We start from the raw sequence: 22,715 nt of genomic DNA on the forward strand, positions 1-22,715 counted from the left end.
ATCATCCTTTCATAGGATGTCCGTGTGACAGAACATACTGTTTCACTTTCTGGAAGAGGTCTGTGGCAAACACAAAGTTGCTCAACGCCTCGTTTGTTGTCTCGTAAATAAGATCTTTATTCCCTACCCATTCGCGGTATCCCTTGTTAATAAAGATAATATTTTCACCTATGCCAAGCACTGAGTTCATGTCATGGGTATTGATTACGGTTGTAATGCCATACTCATGAGTTATGTCGCTCAGCAACTCGTCGATAAGTATCGACGTCTTCGGATCAAGGCCTGAATTGGGCTCGTCGCAAAACAGATATTTCGGATTAAGGGCTATCGCGCGGGCTATGGCTACACGCTTCTGCATACCGCCCGATATCTCGCTGGGATATTTATCATCGGCACCCTTCAGGCCCACACGTTCGAGACAGAACCGGGCACGCTCGCGGCGCTCGGCATCGGTCATCTTCGTGTACATCATAATAGGAAACTCTACGTTGCCCAATACAGTCTCTGAATCAAAAAGAGCCGAGCCTTGAAACAGCATTCCTATCTCCGTGCGCAGGTGTCGCAATTGCTCTCGGTCGAGTTTAAGCAAATCACGACCATCATACAATATCTCGCCATGTTCTGGTCTTACAAGCCCCACAAGCGACTTCATCAGTACAGTCTTGCCCGAGCCGCTCTGCCCTATTATAAGATTGGTCTTTCCTGTCTCGAATACGGCGCTGACGCCTTTCAGCACTTTCACTCCGTCAAATGACTTCTCTATGTCTTTTATCTCTATCATTGCATCAGGAGTTTTGTTAGTATCACATCAAAAAGAAGAATCAGTATGGAACTGGCCACAACGGCATTGGTCGATGCCTTGCCGACCTCGAGCGCCCCACCCTTTACATAATATCCGTAAAATGAAGCTACTGAAGTTATAATGACAGAAAACACAAGAGCTTTTATTATAGTATACCATACATACCACTCCACAAACATGGTCTGTATACCGTATATATAGCGCGACACAGGTATCATGTCGGTAAACGCGGCTATCAGCCATCCTCCGAAAAGCCCCGTGGCAATGGAAAATATCACCAGCACCGGTATAAAGGCCATAAACGCCAATATCTTGGGAAGTACAAGAAACTGGGCCGAGTTTATACCCATGATCTCAAGAGCGTCGATCTGCTCGGTCACCCTCATCGTACCTATCTCCGAAGCGATATTTGATCCTACCTTACCCGATAAGATAAGACACAGTACAGCCGAACTGAACTCAAGCAGCAATATGTCGCGGGTGGCCAGACCTGTCGAATAAGCCGGCATAACGGGCGAAGTCATATTAAGTTGCATCTGGATACAGATAACCGCACCGATGAATATAGATATAACAATGGTAAGAGGTATCGAGTCGATGCCGAGTTTTCCCAGTTCGAGAAGGAACTTGCGCCCGAACACACGCCATTTCTGCGGCAGAGCAAACACCCTCCGCATGAAGATGCAGTATGAGCCGAAAGTTTCCAGTGACGATTCTATAATCATGCCTTTAACAGTTAATCTTGAAAGCTAATGATATTATGTAACATATTAATTGAGGGCAAAGTTAACCATTTTTCTTGTCTTGTAAGGGATTTTTTATTTACTTTGTGTGTCTTAAACATCTTAAACAATCGCAGAAAATGCTGGTAATAGGTATAGCCGGAGGCACCGGTTCAGGCAAAACGACCGTGGTTAACAAAATCATAAGAAGCCTTCCCGAGGGAGAAGTGGCTGTGTTGCCTCAGGATTCTTATTACAAAGACTCAAGCCACATACCCCCAGAAGAAAGATGTAAAATCAATTTCGATGAACCGGCGTCAATCGAATGGACTCTTCTGCGCAAGCATCTCGACGAGCTTAAAAACGGCAGATCCATCGAAATGCCTACATACAGCTATCTTACTTGCACAAGACAAGCCGAGACCATACGCATAAATCCGCGCGACGTGGTCATAGTAGAAGGCATACTCGTACTCACACAGCCTGAACTGCGCGACGCTATGGATGTAAAGGTATTTGTAGACGCGGACGACGATGAAAGGCTCATACGGGTTATAGCACGCGACTGCATAGAACGCGGACGCACACCACAGATGGTGATAGACCGTTATAAGGATGTGCTCAAGCCTATGCACGAGCAGTATATAGCTCCGTCAAAACGATACGCCGATCTGATTGTGCCTCAAGGCGGTAACAACACTGTAGCCATCAATCTGCTTACCGATTATATCGAAGCCCGGCTTCGTAAAGCAAAACATTAAACAAGCCCCATGGGAATAAGTATAAAAATGGACAATAGGGAATTTGAAGACGAAGACATGCCCAAATTAAGCATAACTGAAGAAGATAAAGCGGAGCAACTGCCTCCCGAGCCGCATGACAATGAAAGCGGCGCCCTTACCGACAGCACCGACCCGCAGTATCAGGACGGTTGCATGGTGTTGCGTACCGAAAATCTCGTCAAGAAATACGGCAAGCGCACTGTGGCCAATCATGTGTCCATTAACGTAAAACAAGGCGAGATTGTAGGTCTTCTCGGCCCTAACGGTGCAGGAAAGACGACCACGTTCTATATGACTGTAGGACTTATAACGCCCAATGAAGGTGAGATATTTCTTAACGACCTCAACATAACCAAGTATCCTGTGTACAAACGAGCCCAGAACGGTATCGGCTATCTTGCACAGGAGCCGTCGGTATTCCGTAAGCTGAGTGTAGAAAACAACATCAAGGCAGTGCTGGAGATGACCAATACCTCACGTGAATACCAGCGCGAGAAACTGGAAAGCCTGATTTCGGAATTCCGTCTCCAGAAAGTACGCAAAAATCTTGGAGACCAGTTATCGGGAGGCGAACGTCGACGCACAGAGATAGCGCGCTGTCTTGCCATCAATCCGAAGTTCATAATGCTTGACGAACCGTTTGCCGGAGTTGACCCTATAGCAGTAGAGGACATACAATACATCGTCTACAAACTGAAAGAAAAAAACATCGGTATCCTTATCACCGACCATAACGCTCCGGAGACACTGTCGATTACCGACAGAGCATATCTGCTCTTTGAAGGAAAAATACTATTTCAGGGCACATCGGAGGAGTTGGCCGAGAACCCCACGGTAAGAGAAAAGTATCTCGGACGCGGCTTTATTTTCCACCGCAAGAAGTTTGACTGATTTTTGTGGCGAAGTAGTATAATGCCGCACCGGTAGCTACCGCACTTGCTACAGCCAAGATGATGTGTACCGTGCTGCCTTGACTTCCCAAAGTGTTTATGTCACCGCCAGCGATGCCTTTGTTCATTAACCAGAAATTGATGACAACAAGGCTGTTGTTTAGAGCATGAGCAAAAACCGACAGCCTTAGCGAACCGCTCCAGCAGAACAGATAGCCGAAAAACGCACCCATAAGCACCCGCGGGAAAAATCCGAAAAACTGCAGGTGAACGGCACTGAATATGACAGCTGTAGCCCATATTGCGGCATGATGGTTGTCGTGCATGAATTTACATAACAACGGCTGCAGGCCTCCGCGGAAAAACAGTTCCTCGGCAAACCCCGTAAGCACCCCCATGATAAGTATGCCGAGCAGAAGATCGGTTACGGAGTCTCCTCCCATGAGCATATCGACAAATCCCCTCGCCCGCTCCTCGCTGCCGCGCAACACACTCTCCAGTCCGGCCATGGACTGCGGAAAATGTATATTCTCATTCCATGCCACAAGGCAGTTCATGGCCGGTATGGCCAATATGGAAATCAATATGACCCATAATACCTGACGCGATGTCACACGATTGCCCAGTCCGGTGAATGCCATAGGCTGTCGCGCAACGATAAGCATGGTCAGCACGACCGGCATGATAAACATGAATATGTCCTGAACAAGTGTGGCCCACCGCATACGTCCTATGGTAGTCGTGCCTATATATCCGATTATGACCGATGCCAGAACCGTCGACAATATCCACCAACACAAAAACAGGAATATGCTTTTTCCCGGGCTCACACGAAGTGCGTCTGCAGTATACTGATTTTTCATACTGCAAAATTAGCTAATATTTTCAATGAATCACATTCCGGCCATACATAATAAGTATGCATATATTCCCGACATGTTTTGAATACCGCCCTTATATTCTATAGGAAAGCCGTTGTTTCAGCTTCTGAAGGTTATGATTTTATTGTATATATAATTGACCAACGTGTATACGACATTGCCTAAAAGAGTGGCCAGTCCGTAGCCCGACAAGGTGAAAGCGGCGATATCAAGCTCAAAATGCTTCAGCGGAGTCTTATAGCTGAGCAGCCATACCACAAGCAACTGCAATCCGTAGCACACAAAGAAGCCTACAAGAAACTTTATTGCCTCGCGGCAATAGTGACCCGAAGTCTTGAATACCCAGTTTTTGTTCCACAAAAAAGAATTAATGACGCCACATACATAGCCGATGGCGTTTGACACCAATGGATTGACGCCGAGCAGCGATTTGCATACATATATCACGCATAGAGTGACAATAGTATTAAGCACACCCACACATGCATACTTCACAAACTGCATGACTGACTCACGAGAATTGATGGATGATTGCGTCATAATTTAATGTTTTTGCGGTTATTCGTTCTGGTTAAGAACCGGCAGCGACCAGCTGAACCTCACTGCCAATATGCGTATCAGTATTACAACAGCCGCACATGCAAGGCCTTGGGCAAGCTGCGATGCACCTGTCAATGACATTATCCAGTATACTATACCGCCGGCAAAACATGCCGTGGCATATATGTCTTTCTGAAACAGCAACGGCTCGTTGTTAACCAATATATCACGTATAACACCGCCGAGAGCTCCGGTTATAACACCCATTATGACCGCTACCCAGAAAGGATAATCAGCCGCTATGGTTTTCTGTATGCCTATAACCACAAAAAGCCCCAGACCGATAGTGTCGAATATAAACAATATCTGAGTCTTTACCAGTATCTTCTTAAACGCTATCACTATAAAAAGTGAAAGTCCGGTAACGGCAAGATACCACCATGTCTGCATCCAGAATACAGGTATGCCAAGAAGTATGTCACGAAGTGTACCGCCACCTATAGCGGTAACAAGCCCTACCGTATAAGCGCCAAACCAATCGAAATGCTTTGCGGCGGCCATACGTATGCCGCTTATGGCGAAAGCGATTGTGCCGATAACCTCGATTATGAAAAGAAATGTCAGTTCTGCATTCATAAACATCAACCCTTTTTACTTTCCTGCATATAGTAACGACACACCTGCGTAAGACCGCAGTTAAGACAGTCAGGACGACGTGCCTTGCATACATATCGGCCGTGTAGTATAAGCCAATGGTGGGCACGGGGAATAAGTTCCTCGGGAATGTATCGGCAAAGCTCTTTTTCTGTCTGTAGCGGAGTCTTGCTCCCGGTGGTCAGACCTATGCGCTCGCTTACCCTGAACACATGGGTATCCACAGCCATAGCGGCCTTGTTCCACACTACGGAAAGCATCACATTGGCCGTCTTGCGCCCTACTCCGGGCAGACGCATCAGGCTGTCGATATCAGACGGCACCTCGCCGTTATATTCTTCGACAAGCATCTTCGCAGCTCCAAGCAGAGACTTCGCCTTATTGTTAGGATAGCTGACCGACTTTATGTATGAGTAAATATCATCGAGCGAAGCCGTCGACATAGCCTCAGCGGTAGGATAAGCCTCAAAAAGAGGCGGGGTCACCATATTGACGCGCTTATCGGTACATTGGGCCGACAGAATAACGGCCACAAGCAACTGGAACGGCGACTTATAGTGCAACTCCGTCTCCGCTTCCGGAATGGCTGTCTGAAACCACTCCATAGCACGGCGATAACGCTCTTTTATTGTCATGATCAGTGCGCTGCGGTGAACTCTTCAAGGAAACGTGTGTCGTTTTCAGAGAACATACGCAGATCCTTGACCTGATATTTCAGATTGGTTATGCGCTCAACACCCATGCCGAGGGCAAAACCGGAATACTTCTTTGAATCTATACCGCAGGCGTCAAGGACATTGGGGTCGACCATACCGCATCCGAGAATCTCGACCCAGCCTGTATGCTTGCAGAAAGAGCAACCCTTTCCGCCACACAGATTACATGATATATCCATCTCGGCCGAAGGCTCGGTAAACGGAAAGTAACTCGGACGCAGACGTATCTTAGTTTCAGGGCCAAACATCTCTTGTGCGAAATAAAGCAGAGTCTGCTTCAGGTCGGCAAACGACACATGCTCGTCGACATACAACGCCTCTACCTGATGGAAGAAGCAGTGGGCACGCGCAGAGATGGCCTCGTTGCGGTATACACGGCCCGGACAGATGATGCGGATAGGCGGCTGCGTCTTCTCCATGACACGCGACTGTACACTCGAGGTATGGGTACGAAGAAGCACGTCTGGACTACGTTGGATAAAGAATGTGTCCTGCATGTCACGTGCGGGATGGTCGGCGGCAAAGTTCAGTGATGAGAACACATGCCAGTCGTCCTCGATCTCCGGTCCTTCGGCTACGGTGAATCCGAGGCGGGAAAATATCGATACGATCTCGTTGCGCACTATCGACAGAGGGTGACGTGTTCCCAGTGCTATGGGCGATGCCGTGCGGCTGAAGTCCAGTCGTCCGGTCTCGGTATCCTGCTGGTCAAGCGCTTCGCGCAACGCATTTATCTTATCGGTGGCCAATGCCTTGAGCTCATTCAACGGAGCACCGTAAGTACGCTTGTCTTCAGGCGACAATGTGCGGAAATCGTTCATCAGTTCCGATATTTCGCCTTTTTTACTTAGGTATTTTATCCTTAACGCCTCCACTTCGGCAGCATTTGCGGCCGTAAGTTGCTCAACGGCAGCTTTAAGAGCATTTATCTTTTCCAACATAGCTGTTTCTGTTACTTTAACAGAGCAAAGTTAGCGATAAAAGTTGACATACCGAAAAAGTTTTGTGTAGAGTCAGCAAGCAAAGGCAAAATTAACTTCGGCAAAGGCGTGTGCATATCCTATGTCGGCCAACAAATAAAACCGTTAAGGCTGTCAATACAGATTTTCTATTTCGCAAAATAGCATTAAATAAACATTTATATTCATAAAATCCGCTATCGGCATAGTATATTTGTTAATTTTGCAACTATTATAACAATCTGCGACTTAACCATCGTTATTACTGACCTATAACAAATTTTTATGAACAACTTTTTACCTAAAGCAGCCGGAATGTCCATAGCCGCAATACTGCTGCTCGCCACCGCATGCACCAACAACCGAGGCACAGTTGAACGACCGTTAATCACGGCGGCAAACACCAACAATTTCAGTATTGAGAAAATAGAGCTTAATGACTCGGCGACTGTGCTCCATGGAGTAATACACTTTCAGCCCAAATATTGGGTACGTATAGCAAAAACCAGTGTAATAAAAGCCGACGGCAAAGACTATGCGGCTACCGGCATCGACGGAATGGATTTTGACGAACAAGTATGGATGCCAGACTCGGGCATAATTCACTTCACAATGACTTTTCCGGCCATACCCGCAACTGCCGAGTCGATTGACTTCTCGGAAGGCACTGATGACGGATGGCAACTCTGGGGCATAGATCTTACAGGAAAAGCCGGCCACAATATAAACACCGCCCTTATACCGGCAGACGCACGCAAGCCGATGGCCGACGGTCCGCTCCCCGAACCGAAATTTACCTTTGACACAACGGTTGTCAACATTCATATGGCAGGATATCGACCCGAGATGGGCAACCAGATCGGTTATGTTGTAAACACCATGCACGGACAGTATGACGCACAGCAAACCCTCGATTCGCTCGGCAATACACAGATTAAAGTAGCGCTCTCCGGACCGGCACAAATGTTTCTTTACAAAATAGCGCCGGGAAGAGCAATGCTTTCGCCCGGCGATACAATGGACCTGTATGTCGACACCCACATAAAGGGCTTGCAGAACATGGCTGTCCGAGACAATAACGACAATCTGCAGCCTGACGACTACAAATTCTATTATTCTACAGGTTATTACGGCAACATGGATCTAAAACAATACGGCATGCAATTTCATTCGGGCAATTTCGGCGACTACCGGATGAACGGAGACCAATATACCGATTATATAATAAACCAATACAACGTCCTGAAAGACTCGGTGGACACATCGGATTCCGGACAGATGAACAAAGAATTCAACAACATATCACTCCAAGCCCAGCTAATATATGCCGCATCAAACCCGTTCTGGGTACTTGCCGCCAATTATTATGCCAAGTATCCTGACTGGAACGGCAAGATACCGTCTGATTCGATAAACGTCAAACTGTCGCCTGAAAACATAAAGAGAATAGCAGCCCTTATAGACTTCAACAACCCGAAACTCGTCATGACCGACAATGCCATAGACTTGGCATATACTTACGACTTCTGGAAAGAAGCAGGCATAAATTCCGGCATAATAGAAGCCTTGAATAACTATAATAGGGCATATGCCATAGCCGAGAGAGCAGAACCCACAGATGACATGCTGTCGGAACTGCGCAAATCTTATCCGTCCATGGCTGACGAAGTAGCGGCACACAACAATACGCGCAAAGCTCTGATCGAGTCACTTGACCAATCGATGATAACTCCGACTCCCGAAGTGGCACCGGCCAAAATCCTCGATGCGATAATAGCCCCTCACAAAGGTAAAGTCGTAATGGTCGACCTGTGGAACACGTGGTGCGGTCCCTGCCGTTCGGCCATTGCTCAAAACGAACCGGCCAAAAACAAAGAACTGTCATCTGACGATATCGTATGGATCTATATAGCCGATGAGTCATCGCCCATGCCCAAATACATATCTATGATAAAGGAAATACGCGGCATCCACTACCGCCTGAACGAGGAGCAGATAAATACGCTCCGCAATCAATTTGAGGTCGACGGTATCCCCTACTACATACTTGTGGACCGCAACGGCAAGGCTACAGGACGACCCGATCTGCGCGACCACTCCGCATTCAAAAAGACTCTTCTTGATGAAGTGGCAAAATAACCTATACGCCTGTCTTCTTTTTTTTATGGCAACTCCCGCGTTGGAGTTGCTTTTTTATGGTATAAAGCATTATATTCGGCTCATACAAACATTATGCGATGTTCAAATAACATATTGTTACCCGTTTATTAACATCATCCGACACAATTATACGACGTCAATTAGTAACTTTGTACTAAACAACCAAATACCAATCACATAAATGCATAAATTAAAACACCTGATTGCTTTAGCAGCAATTGCAGGCTCGTTATCACACGTAGCCGCACAAAGAAATACCATGGACCTGTCCGGTAAATGGGGTTTCGGTTTGACACAAAGCGTGACAAATGACTCCGTCTTTCTTCCCGGTACGATGGACACCAACCGTAAAGGCGATTTAAATGACAATCACACCGAGACGACCCAACTCTCACGCAAGTACACCTATGCAGGACCGGCCTATTACTCCAAAACTATAGACATACCGAAATCTTGGCGTGGCAAGTCGATTACGCTTACACTTGAACGCACGCGCCCGACCACAGTCTGGGTCGACGGGAAACGTGTCGGCTCATGCAGCTATCTGTCGACCGCTCACCACTATGATCTGTCCAAGGTCATGGCTCCGGGCCGTCATAAACTTATAATCATGGTTGACAACGGCGACAGCATACCGTCACAGATAAAATCAAACTCACATGCATGCACCGAATCCACTCAGACCAATTGGAACGGAATATTGGGCAATATCAATCTTGAGGCCACATCGCCGCTTAACATAGTATCGCTCAAGACCGAGCCCGATGCAAAGTCGCGCACAATCAACATAACAGCCCATATATCTGACCCGTCGCTTATAAAAAGCAAACAATCGCTCATACTTACGGCGGGAAATCATAGAAAAGAATTGAAGCTTACTAAAGGCAATGCCGTCTACCACTCCTCCATACAAATGGGTGACACAGCGCAATTGTGGAGCGAATGGAATCCAGCACTGCACATTGTATCGGCATCGATCCCGGGTCATGACAGCCGCTCGGTAAAAGTAGGTCTGCGTGACTTCCGTACCGAAGACCGTCATTTCTATGTCAACGACACACTTACCTTTCTGCGCGGCACCCACGACGGATGCGTCTTTCCTATTACCGGCTACGCGCCAATGGATGTGGAGTCTTGGCGTCAATATTTCAAGACTATAAAGGAGTACGGTCTTAATCATGTCCGATTTCACTCTTGGTGTCCTCCCGAAGCATGCTTCGAAGCCGCCGATATAGAGGGTATATACCTGCAGCCCGAACTTCCTGTATGGGGCGGATTCGATGACAAGGAGAAAGAACTTATGGACTTTCTGCTTGCCGACGGAGAGGAAATACAGCGTCAGTACAGCTCCCATCCGTCGTTTGTACTCTTCGCTCTGGGCAACGAGCTGTGGGGAGAAGTGCCTGTAATGCAACGCTTCGTCAACCGCTTCCGCGAAATGGACCGTCAGCATCTGTACACTTACGGAACCAATGCATATCTCGGTTGGCAAGGCAATCTGCCCGGACAGGACTTTTTCGTGACATGCCGTGTCGGCGGCGGTGACGGCTACTCGGCCCATGCACGTGCTTCATTCTCGTTTGCCGACGCTGATGAAGGAGGCTATCTAAACAATACATACCCCGGTACGGAACGAAATTTTGAAGAGGCCGTGCTTCGTTCACCCGTACCTGTCATAGGGCACGAGACAGGTCAATTTCAGATATATCCCGACTATTCCGAAATGAAAAAATATACCGGAGTACTTGAACCGAGGAATTTCGCAGTGTTCAAAAAGCGCCTTGAAGACGCCGGCATGGCCTCGCAGGCCCGTGATTTCTTCAATGCGTCAGGACAATGGGCCGCCCGGCTTTATCTTGCCGATATGGAGATGAACTTACGCACCCCTTCGATGGGCGGCTTCCAACTACTTGACATAAAAGATTATCCCGGACAAGGAACCGCTCTTGTAGGTATACTTGACGCATTTATGGATAGCAAAGGCCTCATTACTCCCGAACAATGGCGCCGTTCATGCGACGAGATAGTGGCGCTTGCCGAATTTCCCTCCTACTGCTGGGTTGAAGGTGACAATTTTGTGGCACGCCTTGCCGTAGCCAATTATAGCGGACATCCACTTGAAGGAGTACGGCTGAACTGGCGCCTTGTCGACGGAAAATCGACCATAGCTCAAGGACAGTCGTCGCTGCCCGACGGTCAGGGCTATATTACCTTAGACTCAATTAAAGTGCAACTGCCGGTAACCGACTGTGCGCGTAAAATCGAATTACAGCTTTCCATACCCGACAAGTGGATTGTAAACAGCTATCCTCTATGGATATATCCTAAAGACCGCAGTTATGAGCAGGGTGAGGTCATGTTGACCGTGAACCCGGACGACGCCATGGCCGACTACCTGAACAAAGGAGGCAAAGTACTGCTTGCACCAAGCCGGGAATTGGTCGACAGCGTCACCGTAGGAGGACTTTTCCAGACCGACTACTGGAACTATCGCATGTTCAAGACCATAAGCGAAGGCGCTGGTAAAGAAGTTTCGCCCGGCACCCTCGGCATACTTACCGACCCCGCACATAAGGCTCTTTCGCAATACCCGACCGAAGAGCACAGCGACTGGCAGTGGTACACGGTGGTGAAACACAGTTATCCGCTTATACTTGACCGGCTCAACGACATAGACTACCGCCCTGCTGTGCAAGTGATCGACAATGTGGAGCGCAACCATCGCCTCGGATTATTGATGGAATTCGCTGTAGGAAAAGGCAAGCTCATGCTCCTCATGGCCGACATTAAAGAACTTGAGGCCAAGCCCGAAGGACAGCAGTTCATAAAATCGGTCATAGACTATATGAATACACCCGACTTCGCACCGGCCACAGCTATAGACTATGACGACTTGCAATCGCTGCTGACCCAACCGTCAGTTTCGGCGTCAATATCCACGCTGCGCAATATTTCATACGATTAAGGGTCCGTTACCGATCTGTCGGTGATATTAAACTGCATTTTATAGTTTATTAACTAAATATATTAGTTTAAACTATAAAATGTAGTTACTTTTGTGCCGTAACAAATAATAGGTGCTATATGAAAGAGTTAACGGCAAAGGAAGAAGAAATCATGAATTTCTTCTGGCAACACGGACCGTTGTACGTAAAAGAGATACTCGAGTTTTACGAAGACCCCCGTCCGCACTTCAATACTGTATCGACAATCGTACGCGGTCTTGAAGAGAAAGGCTACATAAGTCACAAGTCATTTGGCAAGACATACCAATATTATGCCACAGTCAGTGCAGCCGACATGGGAGTGAAATCGTTGAAATCGATAATATCGCGTTATTTCAAAAACTCCTACCTCGGAGTAGTGTCTTCGCTCGTCAAAGAAGAAAACATATCGGTCGACGAGTTGCGCCGTCTGCTTGATGAAGTCGAGAAAAGCGCAGCCGACCATAATCAGCAATAACGTCATGGGACCAATACTGTCATATTCTCTGCTCACAGGCGCCACACTCATACCTATGTATCTTATAATCAGGTTGTGCCTGTCAAGATGCACTTTTTTCAGATTTAACCGCGTCATGATATTGTGCAGCTACATAGTGGCTCTGTCCATGCCTTTATGGCTGCACCTCGTCTCAACAATATCATTCAACGCTCCGGAAGTGACTTTGCAGGTAAGCGTCGACGGTCCGTTGGCCATGACAGTTGCCGACGATTATACCTCGCAGAGCTCTCCCGTGGCCCGTGTACTTACATTTATAATACTTCTGTACGGTGCAGGGCTTCTATTCTTTATCATAAGGGAAATAATGATATGGACCAAGATGCTGCGGTTCATAGCGAAATGCGACAAAACCGTACTTCCGTCAGGATGGACACTGTGCTCTCACGATAACGACAACGTAGCACCGTTCAGCTGGGGCAGATACATCGTCTTGTCGCAAAAAGATTATAGCTCAAGCGGTCGGAATATAATAATGCACGAGACAATGCACTTGCAGTGCCGTCACTGGATTGACCTTATAATTGCCGAGAGCGTAGCCGTACTCCTGTGGTACAACCCTGTAGGATGGCTTATGCGCAACGAACTCCAGACCATACATGAATACGAGGCCGATGAAGCTGTATTAAGCAGCGGCATAAACGCCCGTGAATATCAGATATTGCTAATAAAAAAGGCTGTCGGCTCCAGATTCCCGTCCATAGCCAACAGCCTCGATCACTCTAATTTATCTAAACGTATTAAAATGATGTTACGTAAAAAAACTTCCCCCGGGCGTCGTTGGCTTGCTACAGCAGCCGTGCCCGCAGTAGCGCTGTGTGCGCTTGTGGCTCTCTCGCCATCAGTTATCAATGCCCTTGAACAAGTTTCGGCAACCAAAGTTACGCAATTTCTGGCAGACAGGCAAATGCCCGAAGCTGAAGCCACGACTCCAGTCGTAACGGTTGACGGAAGAACCGGCATTGATACCGACGCCGTTACGCCTGAAGACGTGGAAAACATTGCTGACGATGGCGTCCTCACCGTAGCAAGCAGTGCCGGTACAGTCCAGAATCCGGGTACTGACACAAAAACCGATGCTGACAAGAACTTCAAAACTTCGGAGAAAATGCCGCAATATCCGGGTGGCGAAGCGGCCATGATGAAGTTTCTTTCGGAGAATATAAAATATCCTGCCGATTCAAAGGCACAGGGCCGAGTGATAGTACAATTTGTAGTAAAAACCGACGGAACAGTCGGTGAGACCAAAATCATACGTGCGGTGGCGCCTGAACTTGATGCAGAAGCCTTACGTGTCGTGAAACTGCTCAAGATGACACCCGGCGAGATTGACGGAAAGCCTGTAAATGTATGGTATACTTTGCCTATAGCATTTAAACAGACTCAACCGGCATCTGCAGTTGCACCCGCCCCTGTAACCGGAGAACCCGAGGCCGGCGAAAAAGTATTCAATTCCGTCGAGGAGATGCCGCAATTTCCGGGCGGCATGGCAGGCCTTATGCAGAACCTGATGAAAAATCTGAAATATCCTGAGTCAGCCATAAAAAACGACATACAAGGCTCAGTCATAGTACGCTTCGTAATCAATAAAGACGGCAGCATCGGTGAGGCAAATGTTTTACGCGGCGTCGACCCCGCTCTTGACGCCGAGGCCATACGTGTGGTGAAAAACCTGCCCAACTTCATTCCCGGAAAGATGGGAGGCAAACCGGTAGCGGTATGGTATACCTTGCCGATATCATTTAAAATGAAGGATGACAACAAGTCCAAAGACACAACCGCGTCGCAATCGGCAGAATAAACAATCTTAATTAACCTGATATAAAAGAACGGGTCGAAAACCGCGATGGTTTTCGACCCGTTGTGATTTAATCCGAGCACTTTAACTCATGTCAGCGCTGCTCCTCCATAGAGTCCTCGGGCATAAGCCAGCGGTCGAGCCAACGGAAGAATACCCGCTGCCACATCACGGCATTCTGAGGTTTCAGTATCCAGTGGTTCTCGTCGGGGAAAATAAGCATCTCTGCCGGTATGCCGCGCAATTTGGCCGCATTGAACGCCATCATGCCCTGCGACGCAAGTATGCGGAAGTCATATTCTCCGTGAGTTATAAGTATGGGAGTATCCCATTTGTCAACATACTTGTGGGGCGACTGCGAGAATGTACGCTGCGCCACAGGGTTGCCCTTGTCCCAGAACGGACCGCCGAGATCCCAGTTGGCAAACCACATCTCCTCCGTCTCAAGATACTGCGACTCCGTATTGAATATACCGGCATGCGCTATAAGACAGGCAAAACGCTTGTCATGATTGCCTGCAAGCCAATATACCGAAAATCCGCCGTAGCTCGCGCCGGTAGCTCCGATGTAACGGCTGTCTACGTACGGTTTCTCTTTCATGAAGTCGACTGCGCTTAGATAGTCTTTCATATTCTGGCCGCCGTAGTCGCCTGATATCTGTTCGTTCCACTCTGTACCGAAGCCCGGGAGTCCGCGTCGGTTGGGAGCTATGACTATATATCCGTGCGAAGCCATAAGAGCAAGGTTCCAACGATAGCTCCAGAACTGGCTCACAGCCTGCTGCGGTCCTCCCTGACAATACAGAATGGAGGGATAACGTTTGGTCTTGTCAAACTTCGGAGGATATACAACCCAAGTAGTCATCTCTTTACCGTCGGTGGTAGGCACCATGACCTTCTCAACCGTAGGCATATCGAGCTGGTCAAATATCTCCTTGTTTACCGAAGTAAGCTGGGCGAGCTCGCCGTTTTTCACAGAATATATCTCATTGGGAGCAAGCATCGAGTGGCTCATGGTTATGAGCGATGTCTCGTCAACGGGAGCAAGCGCGGCGTAGTCACACACACCCTCTATGACTTTGGATACCTCCTTTGAGGCTATGTCGATGCTGAATATGGGGGTCACACCCTGATAAGGAGCAAGAAAATAAATCGATTTGCCTGACGGATTCCACGCTATGGCATCGGCGGTGTAGTCCCAGTCTGCCGTAAGGTCGGTCTTCTCACCGGTAGCGCAGTCCATGATGAAAATGCGGTTTTTATCACTTTCATATCCGTCATGTTCCATGCTGAGCCAAGCCACATATCTGCCGTCGGGAGAATATGCCGGGGCTGTGTCATAACCCATCATTCCTTCGGTTATGTTTTTGGTAGTCTTGGAAGCTATGTCGTACAGGTAAAGGTCGGAGTTGGTCGACAACGCATACTCCATGCCGGTCTTTTTACGCGACACATAGATGAGTTGCTTGCTGTCGGGCGACCATGCAAACGACTCAACGCCTCCAAAGGGTTTCATCGGCGACTCATAAGGTTCATCAGCCATGATATCCACGACATTCGTCACTTTCTTTCCGTCAAAATCGGCAAGAAACGGATGAGGTATCTCAGTCACCCACTCGTCCCAATGCTTGTACATGAGGTCATCAATAACACGACCGGTGGCTTTGGGCAGGTCAGGATATATATCTTCGGCCGTACGGGTATATTTTACGTTTGATATAAGCACGATTTTGGACTCGTCGGGCGACACCGTGAAACCGGAAACTCCGTTATCGACTGCACTCACACAAGTACGGCCGGAGCCGTCGGCATTCATGACCCATACCTGATTTTTGTCACCGTCGGGATACAGAAAAGCTATCTGTTTTCCTCCGTTGATCCACACCGCATTGCTCTCCGACTTGGCGCTGCGGGTTATGCGCACCGCATCGCTCCCATCGGTGTTCATGACATAAAGGTCTGCATTTGAACGGTTTTCCTCAACACTTTCATAAGCGATTGAATAAAGCACTTTGCTCTTATCAGGCGATATTACCGGTGACGATACTCGTCCGAGAGCCTCAAGCGCCTCAATTGAAAAAACACCGTCGGCACTTTTGAATTCCGGCTTGTCAATTACTTTTTCATCGGCGACTTTATCCGCGCAGGATACTGCGCCAACAAGTAAAGCTGACATGATAATCGGTTTAAAATAATGATTCATATATTACTTAATTTGTAAAAATAATTTCAAAATAAGCCTAACCAAAGCAAAGTTAAGCATCATTTTCCACACGACAAAATCATAACCTGAATAATTATTTTTTATATTCGGGGGTGTCTTCGGTTAAACCTTTTTAGGTTAAACAAGTCTTATATTAACAAAATGTATTTTGATATATGCCAATCACGCCTAATCACATATCAACCATGTTTAATAGACTTATTGCCGGCATTATACTGCTGTCTACTGCCGGATACATATTCGGGCAGACGTCAGAATCGGCTCCACACCGTCATAAGCCGCAGTATAATCCATACTCCCCTACGGTACATGACCCGGTGCTTGCCAAAGACGGAGACACATACTATCTATACTGTACAGGTATAGGCATCGACGGCTTTTCGTCGACTGACCTGAAAAAGTGGAAAAGGCTCGGACCGTGTCTGCCCTCGCTGCCTCAATGGATCAGCGAAGCCCTCCCCGGAGCAAAAAACCATCTGTGGGCACCGGACATAATATATCATGACGGAGTGTGGCACCTGTACTACGCATGCTCGGCATTCGGCAAAAACACCTCAGTCATAGGCCACGCCACAAGTCCGACGCTCGACCCGTCAAGCACCGACTACAAGTGGACCGACAGGGGCATGGTCATACAGTCAGTGCCAAACCGCGATGACTGGAACGCCATAGACGCCAATATAATAATCGACGAAACCGGTACCCCATGGATGGACTTCGGCTCTTTCTGGAACGGAATGAAGTTGGTAAAACTGACGCCCGACATGTCAGCTGTAGCCAAGCCAGAAGAATGGTATTCGATAGCAAGCCGACCCGGTACGACCGGGAAAAACGACGGGGCCATAGAAGCACCGTTCATATATAAACACGGCGATTGGTACTATCTGTTCGTATCATGGGACTATTGCTGCCGCGGGCGCGACAGCAACTATAAAGTGGCTGTAGGACGCTCCAAGAATGTGCAGGGTCCGTATGTTGACAAGAACGGAAAGGACATGGCCGATGGCGGCGGTAGCGTGCTCGTCGAAGGCGATGGAGAAAAATGGGCCGGTGTCGGACACTGCGCTGCTTACACAATCGACGGCAATGACATATTTGTGTCACACGCCTATGATAAAAAGACAGGGCGGTCGCAACTGCTTGTAAGACCCATAACATGGAGCGATGACGGCTGGCCTCAAGTAAAATTGTGATTTTTTTGTTTAAAGCGAGTAATTTGACGCAGTTAAGTGATTCAATTTTCAAAAAGATTGAATCACTTGACTTTTTATGCCCATTTTGTCATAACTTTGCAGCCGCAAAAACAGTGCTTCATGAAAAAAGGTCTTCTGTCGCTCGCATTAGGTACATTCGGACTTGGCATCGCGGAGTATGTAATGATGAGCATACTGCCCGAACTCGCATCAACATTTGATGTGTCCATAGCCCAAGCGGGACATCTTATATCGGCGTATGCCATTGGCGTATGCATAGGCGCGCCGCTCATTGTCATCATTTCACGCAACTGGCCGCTACGCCGCATACTCATCATGCTTATGGCTACCTATATAATAGGGAACTTGTGCTTTGCGCTTGCTCCGCAATACGGCATGGCGCTTGCGGCAAGAGTATTGTCAGGACTCCCCCACGGGGCGTATTTCGGCACAGGAGCGCTTGTGGCAAGTCGCTTGGCAGGCGAAGGTAAAAGCGCCTCGGGTGTGGCCCTTATGTGTATGGGCATGACTGTAGCCAATCTGTTGGGAGTACCCCTCGGGAGTCTTATAGGAAATATCATGACTTGGCGCTACGTATTCATATTCAATATAGGATGGGGACTTATTACACTCTTGGCCATACGACGGTTCATACCAGTGCTGCCGGCGCTGCCGAAGTCAAACATCAAAGGTCAGTTCCGCTTCCTGAAAAGTCCGGCTCCATGGCTGCTTAGCGGTGCCACATTGCTTGGCAACGGAGGTGTATTCTGCATGTACAGCTACGTCACTCCGCTCATGACCGAGGATGCGGGTGTAGGCATGAGTTTCATACCCGTGCTTATGCTGCTCGTAGGAGCGGGCATGTGCATAGGCACATATTACGGAGGAGTGTTGAGCGACCGATACACACCGGTCAGAGTAGCCCGTATCATAGAGATAACCCTAATCGTCACACTCGCAGGATTATATCTCTTTTCGTGCAACGTCTTCGCGGCTGTATCGCTCGTATGCCTTGCCGCCACGGCACTCTTTGCCATATCGCCGCCAATGCAGCTAATGCTGATCAGATATTCACCGGGAGCCGAACTTATGGGCGGAGCCATGATACAGATAGCATTCAATCTCGGCAATGCCATAGGCGCCCTATGCGGCGGACTTCCTATCGAAGCAGGAGCGGGCCCGCGATACTCGTCGCTCATCGGAGCCGGTTTCGCAGTACTCGGCACCGTGTGTCTGTACCTGTTCTCCCCGCGCAGATATCCCTTGAACCGGTGACCCACGCATTGTATGACTGCCATAAATGCGCCATGCCCCCTACTCCTCAATGCATAACTGATTTTCAACGACTTCGATATTATTTGATGTCGCCCCCCGCTTTAAGTGCCTGTCCTATCCATGCAAAGGCCAGAATCACCACTAACAGTATCTCCATTGTTATCTCGATTAACATTACAAGGAAAGCCACCATGACTTTCACAAGCAAAATTAACCGGCACCCGGGCCAACTTACCGCCCACCAAAGTTAAATAACATTACATCAGGTCGATTAATCGAGACCAGTTAAAAACAGATTGTATACGTCGGTCACATTAAAGGTGAGGCGCCGGTACCACGACATCAGGTGGCAACCTGTATAGCCATCCGGCTTCACCCTCTCCTACATAAATTATAATGTATCAGATAATTGATTATATATTGCAAATTCGAAAGAAAGCGAAAGAAAGCAAAAAAACTTTCGCTTTCTTTTTCATAACGCACTACCTAAAAGATAATTACACTTTTATGAGATGTAAGTATGCGGGAAGTTACGGCGCGTCATTCTACTTATGGAAGAGGTATGTGTGTTGGTATCGGGTGATGCGGATGTCGACGCGGAGTCGATAAGGGGTGGATAAGTATCAGTACCGGAGTTAAGGATATTTGAGGGAGATGTCGTAACTTTGCAGGAGTTAATTTACAGTTATGCCCGAAAACAGACAATCAGGCGGCAATCGCCGACAATCGCCAAAACATCAACCGGCCTATGACACTATAGGTCGGGTAATGCCACAGGACAAGGAGGTGGAAGAAGCGGTGCTCGGCGCACTTATGCTTGAAAAAGACGCCTACACTACGGTGTGCGACATACTTAAACCCGAAAGTTTCTACGAACCTGCGCATCAGCGCATATATGAAGCCATACAGAGCCTCGGAGCCGCACAGAAGCCGATCGACATGCTTACCGTGGTCGAACAGCTGCGACTCAATAACACTCTTGAAGAGGTCGGCGGTCCTGTAGTCATATCGGAACTGACGTCAAGGGTGCTTTCTGGAGCCAATGTTGAGTTCCATGCACGCATCGTAGCGCAGAAGTATCTTGCCCGCGAACTCATATCGTTTGCCGCCGGCATAGAAGGGAAAGCTTTTGACGAGAGCAACGACGTCGATGACCTGCTTCAGGAGGCCGAGGGCCGTCTGTTTGAGATATCGCAGCGTAACGTTAAAAAAGATGTGACCCAGATTGACCCGGTCATCGGACAGGCAATCGAACAGATACAAGCCGCCGCCAACCGCACGTCCGGACTTAGCGGTCTTGAATCAGGTTACCACGAACTTGATAAACTGACCTCGGGATGGCAGAACTCCGACCTTATCATCATAGCGGCCCGCCCTGCCATGGGAAAGACGGCGTTTGTGCTCTCCATGGCCAAGAACATGGCGGTGAACTACAACACCCCCGTGGCCATATTTTCGCTTGAGATGTCCAATCTTCAGCTTGTCAACCGCCTTATAAGCAATGTGTGCGAGCTCGAAAGCCAGAAAATCAAGTCGGGCCAACTGTCACCCATTGAATGGGACCAGCTGATGTCGCGTGTCAAGCACCTTTACAGTGCACCTCTATATATCGACGACACCCCGTCGCTATCCATATTTGAACTGCGCACCAAGGCACGCCGTCTTGTTCGTGAACACAATGTCAAGTTCATAATCATCGACTACCTTCAGCTTATGAACGCCTCGGGCATGCGCTTCGGCAGCCGCGAGCAGGAAGTAAGCATGATATCACGGTCGCTGAAGCAGCTCGCCAAAGAACTCAACATACCTATCGTGGCACTGTCGCAGCTTAACCGTTCGGTAGAGTCGCGTCAGGGCGGCGACGGCAAGCGCCCGCAGCTAAGCGACCTCCGCGAGTCGGGAGCCATTGAGCAGGATGCCGATATCGTATGTTTCATACACCGTCCGGAGTACTACTCGCGCAGCGGTCAGGACGATGCAGGCAACGACATACGCGGCCTTGCCGAATTTATCGTGGCCAAGCACCGTTCAGGCTCGGTCGATGATGTAAAGCTTCGCTTCAAGGCCCGGTTTGCCCGCTTCGAAAACTGGGGTGAAGAAGAGGAGTCGCCATTCGCCACAGCCTCGGTAGGCTCACGTCTAAATGACATGGCTAACATCGAACTCGAGGCACCACCGTCGTTCACCGGAGGCAACGCCGATTTTATCAGCGGACCTGATGACGGGCCTCCGCCATTTTAAAAAAAATATATATAAATCCGATATTTTTAAACTTTTACTAATAAGCATTGTTTTAGGAGTATAAACGAACATTACTAAACTCAACTATTTCAATGTTTATGAAAAAAGCTCTATTAATGATTGCCCTCATGCTTGGTAGCGTGACCGCTTTCGCCCAGAAAATCGACAAGAACGAGGTGAAACAACTGAAAGCCTTTTTGTCGCAGCCTGCTGAAAAAGGTGGTACTAATGCAACCGCATTGAAAATCACTGATCTCTCATCACCCGCCACTTGGGAAGGTGTTACCGTTGCCGGTGGCCATGTGACCGCAATCGAATGGAAAGACAAGCACCTCGCAGGCGACCTTGACCTCTCCGGATTTGACGCTCTTACAAAAGTTGACGTATCGCGCAATGCCATAACATCAATCTCAGTAGCCGGCGATGCCGCTCTTACCGAGCTCAATGCTTCGCGCAACAAGCTGTCGACGCTTACTTTATCAGACAACACCGCACTGACAAAACTTACCGTCTACCGCAATCGTCTGACCGAGCTTGACATCACAGGCACACCGATGCTTAAGAACGTAAACTGCTCCAACAACCTGCTCGTCGAGCTCAGCGTGGCCAACTCCACGACTCTTGAGACATTAAACTGCCAAGGTTGCCATCTTGAAGCTCTAAACGTACAGGGTTGCACCGCTCTAAAGAACCTCTACTGCGGCTACAACAAACTGACCACCATCAATCTGTTCGGTGTAGAGAGCCTTCAGAACTTCAATATCGATGACAACGAAATCCAGAACCTCATCATCTCCGGTCTGCCTACGCTTAGCACATTCATCTGCAGCGACAACCGCATGGTGACCCTCGCACTTCGCGACTGCAACGCCCTTATCGACCTCGTTTGCTCCTACAACGATCTGACTTCGCTCACCATCGACTCCTGCCCCAACCTCCAGTATGTAGACTGCTCTTACAATGACCTGACCTCACTCACACTGAGCAATCAGACATTCCTCCAGCGTCTTATCTGCAACAACAACCAGCTGACAATGCTTGATGTATCGTTTGACCAAGCTCTTACTTACATCAACTGCCGCTTCAACTACATCACCGACTTCCGCACCATCGGTTGCAACAACCTTTCAATGGTGGCCTGCCAGTGGAACTACTAACAAGCTTACTGATTGTAAGACCTGACTATATATCGAGCGGGAGACCTCAACGGTCTCCCGCTCTTTTTCTATTATAGCCCACCGTTACTGCACACGAAGATTCAAAATCGAAGTGCAAAAACTTTGCTTAGATAAGCAGACCAACCTCACTCCTCTCGGAGGGGGATGCCCAAGCGGCGGGGGCGGCCGAGTCCGCCCCCAAGAGTGAATCGGTAGAAAA

At 48.4% G+C, this 22,715-nt stretch carries 18 protein-coding genes; 10 read left to right on the top strand and 8 right to left on the bottom strand.

The window, feature by feature from the left end; all coding sequences use genetic code 11:
* Window position 1: 1 nt before the first annotated feature.
* Together FW767_RS07550 and FW767_RS07555 are read right to left on the bottom strand one after the other, a co-directional pair.
* On the bottom strand, window positions 2–781 hold the full coding sequence (locus FW767_RS07550) for an ABC transporter ATP-binding protein (RefSeq protein WP_121699440.1): 780 nt from the start codon (window positions 779–781) through the stop codon (window positions 2–4).
* Window positions 778–1,527 carry an MlaE family ABC transporter permease gene (locus FW767_RS07555; RefSeq protein ID WP_121699441.1) on the bottom strand — a complete coding sequence of 250 codons (750 nt, stop codon included), beginning with the start codon at window positions 1,525–1,527 and terminating at the stop codon, window positions 778–780. The genes FW767_RS07550 and FW767_RS07555 overlap by 4 nt, the downstream gene beginning before the upstream one ends.
* Before the next feature lie 137 nt (window positions 1,528–1,664).
* Here FW767_RS07555 and udk point away from each other — a divergent pair, with 137 nt between their 5' ends.
* Both udk and lptB read left to right on the top strand, forming a co-directional pair.
* Entirely contained in the window at window positions 1,665–2,285 is a 621-nt protein-coding gene (gene udk, locus FW767_RS07560; protein WP_121699442.1) for a uridine kinase, read from the top strand.
* A gap of 174 nt (window positions 2,286–2,459) precedes the next feature.
* The gene (gene lptB, locus FW767_RS07565) at window positions 2,460–3,197 is read left to right on the top strand and encodes an LPS export ABC transporter ATP-binding protein (protein ID WP_121699457.1); all 738 of its coding nucleotides are present in this window, start codon (window positions 2,460–2,462) and stop codon (window positions 3,195–3,197) included.
* Here the strand turns inward: lptB and FW767_RS07570 are convergent.
* The 5 genes from FW767_RS07570 to pheS all read right to left on the bottom strand — a co-directional run bounded on the left by FW767_RS07570 (window position 3,169) and on the right by pheS (window position 6,928).
* Window positions 3,169–4,059, bottom strand: a complete 891-nt coding sequence (locus FW767_RS07570; RefSeq protein WP_121699443.1) for a CPBP family intramembrane glutamic endopeptidase — start codon at window positions 4,057–4,059, stop codon at window positions 3,169–3,171. The two genes, lptB and FW767_RS07570, sit on opposite strands and share 29 nt — an antisense overlap.
* Before the next feature lie 117 nt (window positions 4,060–4,176).
* Entirely contained in the window at window positions 4,177–4,617 is a 441-nt protein-coding gene (locus FW767_RS07575) for a GtrA family protein (RefSeq protein ID WP_121699444.1), read from the bottom strand.
* A gap of 18 nt (window positions 4,618–4,635) precedes the next feature.
* The gene (locus tag FW767_RS07580; RefSeq protein WP_205523861.1) at window positions 4,636–5,253 is read right to left on the bottom strand and encodes a trimeric intracellular cation channel family protein; all 618 of its coding nucleotides are present in this window, start codon (window positions 5,251–5,253) and stop codon (window positions 4,636–4,638) included.
* Between the two features lie 5 nt (window positions 5,254–5,258).
* Window positions 5,259–5,906, bottom strand: coding sequence for an endonuclease III (gene nth / locus FW767_RS07585; protein WP_121699446.1), 648 nt, complete (start codon window positions 5,904–5,906; stop codon window positions 5,259–5,261).
* 2 nt (window positions 5,907–5,908) lie between these two features.
* The gene (gene pheS / locus FW767_RS07590; RefSeq protein WP_121699447.1) at window positions 5,909–6,928 is read right to left on the bottom strand and encodes a phenylalanine--tRNA ligase subunit alpha; all 1,020 of its coding nucleotides are present in this window, start codon (window positions 6,926–6,928) and stop codon (window positions 5,909–5,911) included.
* Between the two features lie 303 nt (window positions 6,929–7,231).
* Here pheS and FW767_RS07595 point away from each other — a divergent pair, with 303 nt between their 5' ends.
* The 4 genes from FW767_RS07595 to FW767_RS07610 all read left to right on the top strand — a co-directional run bounded on the left by FW767_RS07595 (window position 7,232) and on the right by FW767_RS07610 (window position 14,408).
* On the top strand, window positions 7,232–9,085 hold the full coding sequence (locus tag FW767_RS07595) for a TlpA family protein disulfide reductase (protein ID WP_121699448.1): 1,854 nt from the start codon (window positions 7,232–7,234) through the stop codon (window positions 9,083–9,085).
* Between the two features lie 202 nt (window positions 9,086–9,287).
* Window positions 9,288–12,071 carry a sugar-binding domain-containing protein gene (locus FW767_RS07600; protein ID WP_121699449.1) on the top strand — a complete coding sequence of 928 codons (2,784 nt, stop codon included), beginning with the start codon at window positions 9,288–9,290 and terminating at the stop codon, window positions 12,069–12,071.
* Between the two features lie 119 nt (window positions 12,072–12,190).
* On the top strand, window positions 12,191–12,568 hold the full coding sequence (locus FW767_RS07605; protein ID WP_121699450.1) for a BlaI/MecI/CopY family transcriptional regulator: 378 nt from the start codon (window positions 12,191–12,193) through the stop codon (window positions 12,566–12,568).
* A 4-nt stretch (window positions 12,569–12,572) separates the two neighbouring features.
* Entirely contained in the window at window positions 12,573–14,408 is a 1,836-nt protein-coding gene (locus tag FW767_RS07610) for a M56 family metallopeptidase (protein ID WP_205523862.1), read from the top strand.
* Between the two features lie 91 nt (window positions 14,409–14,499).
* Here FW767_RS07610 and FW767_RS07615 read toward each other — a convergent pair whose 3' ends face one another.
* Window positions 14,500–16,581: a S9 family peptidase gene (locus FW767_RS07615; protein ID WP_235898082.1), complete on the bottom strand. Its 2,082-nt coding sequence runs from the start codon at window positions 16,579–16,581 to the stop codon at window positions 14,500–14,502.
* A gap of 233 nt (window positions 16,582–16,814) precedes the next feature.
* On the opposite strand from FW767_RS07615, the gene FW767_RS07620 reads away from it, so the two are divergent.
* From FW767_RS07620 to FW767_RS07635, 4 genes are all read left to right on the top strand, one after another.
* Window positions 16,815–17,822, top strand: a complete 1,008-nt coding sequence (locus FW767_RS07620) for an arabinan endo-1,5-alpha-L-arabinosidase (RefSeq protein ID WP_121699453.1) — start codon at window positions 16,815–16,817, stop codon at window positions 17,820–17,822.
* Between the two features lie 120 nt (window positions 17,823–17,942).
* Window positions 17,943–19,097 carry an MFS transporter gene (locus FW767_RS07625; protein WP_121699454.1) on the top strand — a complete coding sequence of 385 codons (1,155 nt, stop codon included), beginning with the start codon at window positions 17,943–17,945 and terminating at the stop codon, window positions 19,095–19,097.
* Window positions 19,098–19,784: 687 nt separating this feature from the next.
* Complete coding sequence (gene dnaB / locus FW767_RS07630; RefSeq protein ID WP_121699455.1) at window positions 19,785–21,338, top strand: replicative DNA helicase; 1,554 nt, start codon at window positions 19,785–19,787, stop codon at window positions 21,336–21,338.
* 98 nt (window positions 21,339–21,436) lie between these two features.
* Window positions 21,437–22,495, top strand: a complete 1,059-nt coding sequence (locus FW767_RS07635; RefSeq protein ID WP_121699458.1) for a leucine-rich repeat domain-containing protein — start codon at window positions 21,437–21,439, stop codon at window positions 22,493–22,495.
* Window positions 22,496–22,715 lie beyond the last annotated feature (220 nt).

The organism is Heminiphilus faecis (assembly GCF_008728965.1).
Classification (GTDB): Bacteria; Bacteroidota; Bacteroidia; order Bacteroidales; family Muribaculaceae; genus Muribaculum; species Muribaculum faecis.

Coding starts and splice junctions, on each gene's coding strand:
- FW767_RS07550 (WP_121699440.1), bottom strand. CDS start 781: ATGATAGAGATAAAAGACATAGAGAAGTCATTTGACGGAGTGAAAGTG.
- FW767_RS07555 (WP_121699441.1), bottom strand. CDS start 1,527: ATGATTATAGAATCGTCACTGGAAACTTTCGGCTCATACTGCATCTTC.
- udk (WP_121699442.1), top strand. CDS start 1,665: ATGCTGGTAATAGGTATAGCCGGAGGCACCGGTTCAGGCAAAACGACC.
- lptB (WP_121699457.1), top strand. CDS start 2,460: ATGGTGTTGCGTACCGAAAATCTCGTCAAGAAATACGGCAAGCGCACT.
- FW767_RS07570 (WP_121699443.1), bottom strand. CDS start 4,059: ATGAAAAATCAGTATACTGCAGACGCACTTCGTGTGAGCCCGGGAAAA.
- FW767_RS07575 (WP_121699444.1), bottom strand. CDS start 4,617: ATGACGCAATCATCCATCAATTCTCGTGAGTCAGTCATGCAGTTTGTG.
- FW767_RS07580 (WP_205523861.1), bottom strand. CDS start 5,253: ATGAATGCAGAACTGACATTTCTTTTCATAATCGAGGTTATCGGCACA.
- nth (WP_121699446.1), bottom strand. CDS start 5,906: ATGACAATAAAAGAGCGTTATCGCCGTGCTATGGAGTGGTTTCAGACA.
- pheS (WP_121699447.1), bottom strand. CDS start 6,928: ATGTTGGAAAAGATAAATGCTCTTAAAGCTGCCGTTGAGCAACTTACG.
- FW767_RS07595 (WP_121699448.1), top strand. CDS start 7,232: ATGAACAACTTTTTACCTAAAGCAGCCGGAATGTCCATAGCCGCAATA.
- FW767_RS07600 (WP_121699449.1), top strand. CDS start 9,288: ATGCATAAATTAAAACACCTGATTGCTTTAGCAGCAATTGCAGGCTCG.
- FW767_RS07605 (WP_121699450.1), top strand. CDS start 12,191: ATGAAAGAGTTAACGGCAAAGGAAGAAGAAATCATGAATTTCTTCTGG.
- FW767_RS07610 (WP_205523862.1), top strand. CDS start 12,573: ATGGGACCAATACTGTCATATTCTCTGCTCACAGGCGCCACACTCATA.
- FW767_RS07615 (WP_235898082.1), bottom strand. CDS start 16,581: ATGTCAGCTTTACTTGTTGGCGCAGTATCCTGCGCGGATAAAGTCGCC.
- FW767_RS07620 (WP_121699453.1), top strand. CDS start 16,815: ATGTTTAATAGACTTATTGCCGGCATTATACTGCTGTCTACTGCCGGA.
- FW767_RS07625 (WP_121699454.1), top strand. CDS start 17,943: ATGAAAAAAGGTCTTCTGTCGCTCGCATTAGGTACATTCGGACTTGGC.
- dnaB (WP_121699455.1), top strand. CDS start 19,785: ATGCCCGAAAACAGACAATCAGGCGGCAATCGCCGACAATCGCCAAAA.
- FW767_RS07635 (WP_121699458.1), top strand. CDS start 21,437: ATGAAAAAAGCTCTATTAATGATTGCCCTCATGCTTGGTAGCGTGACC.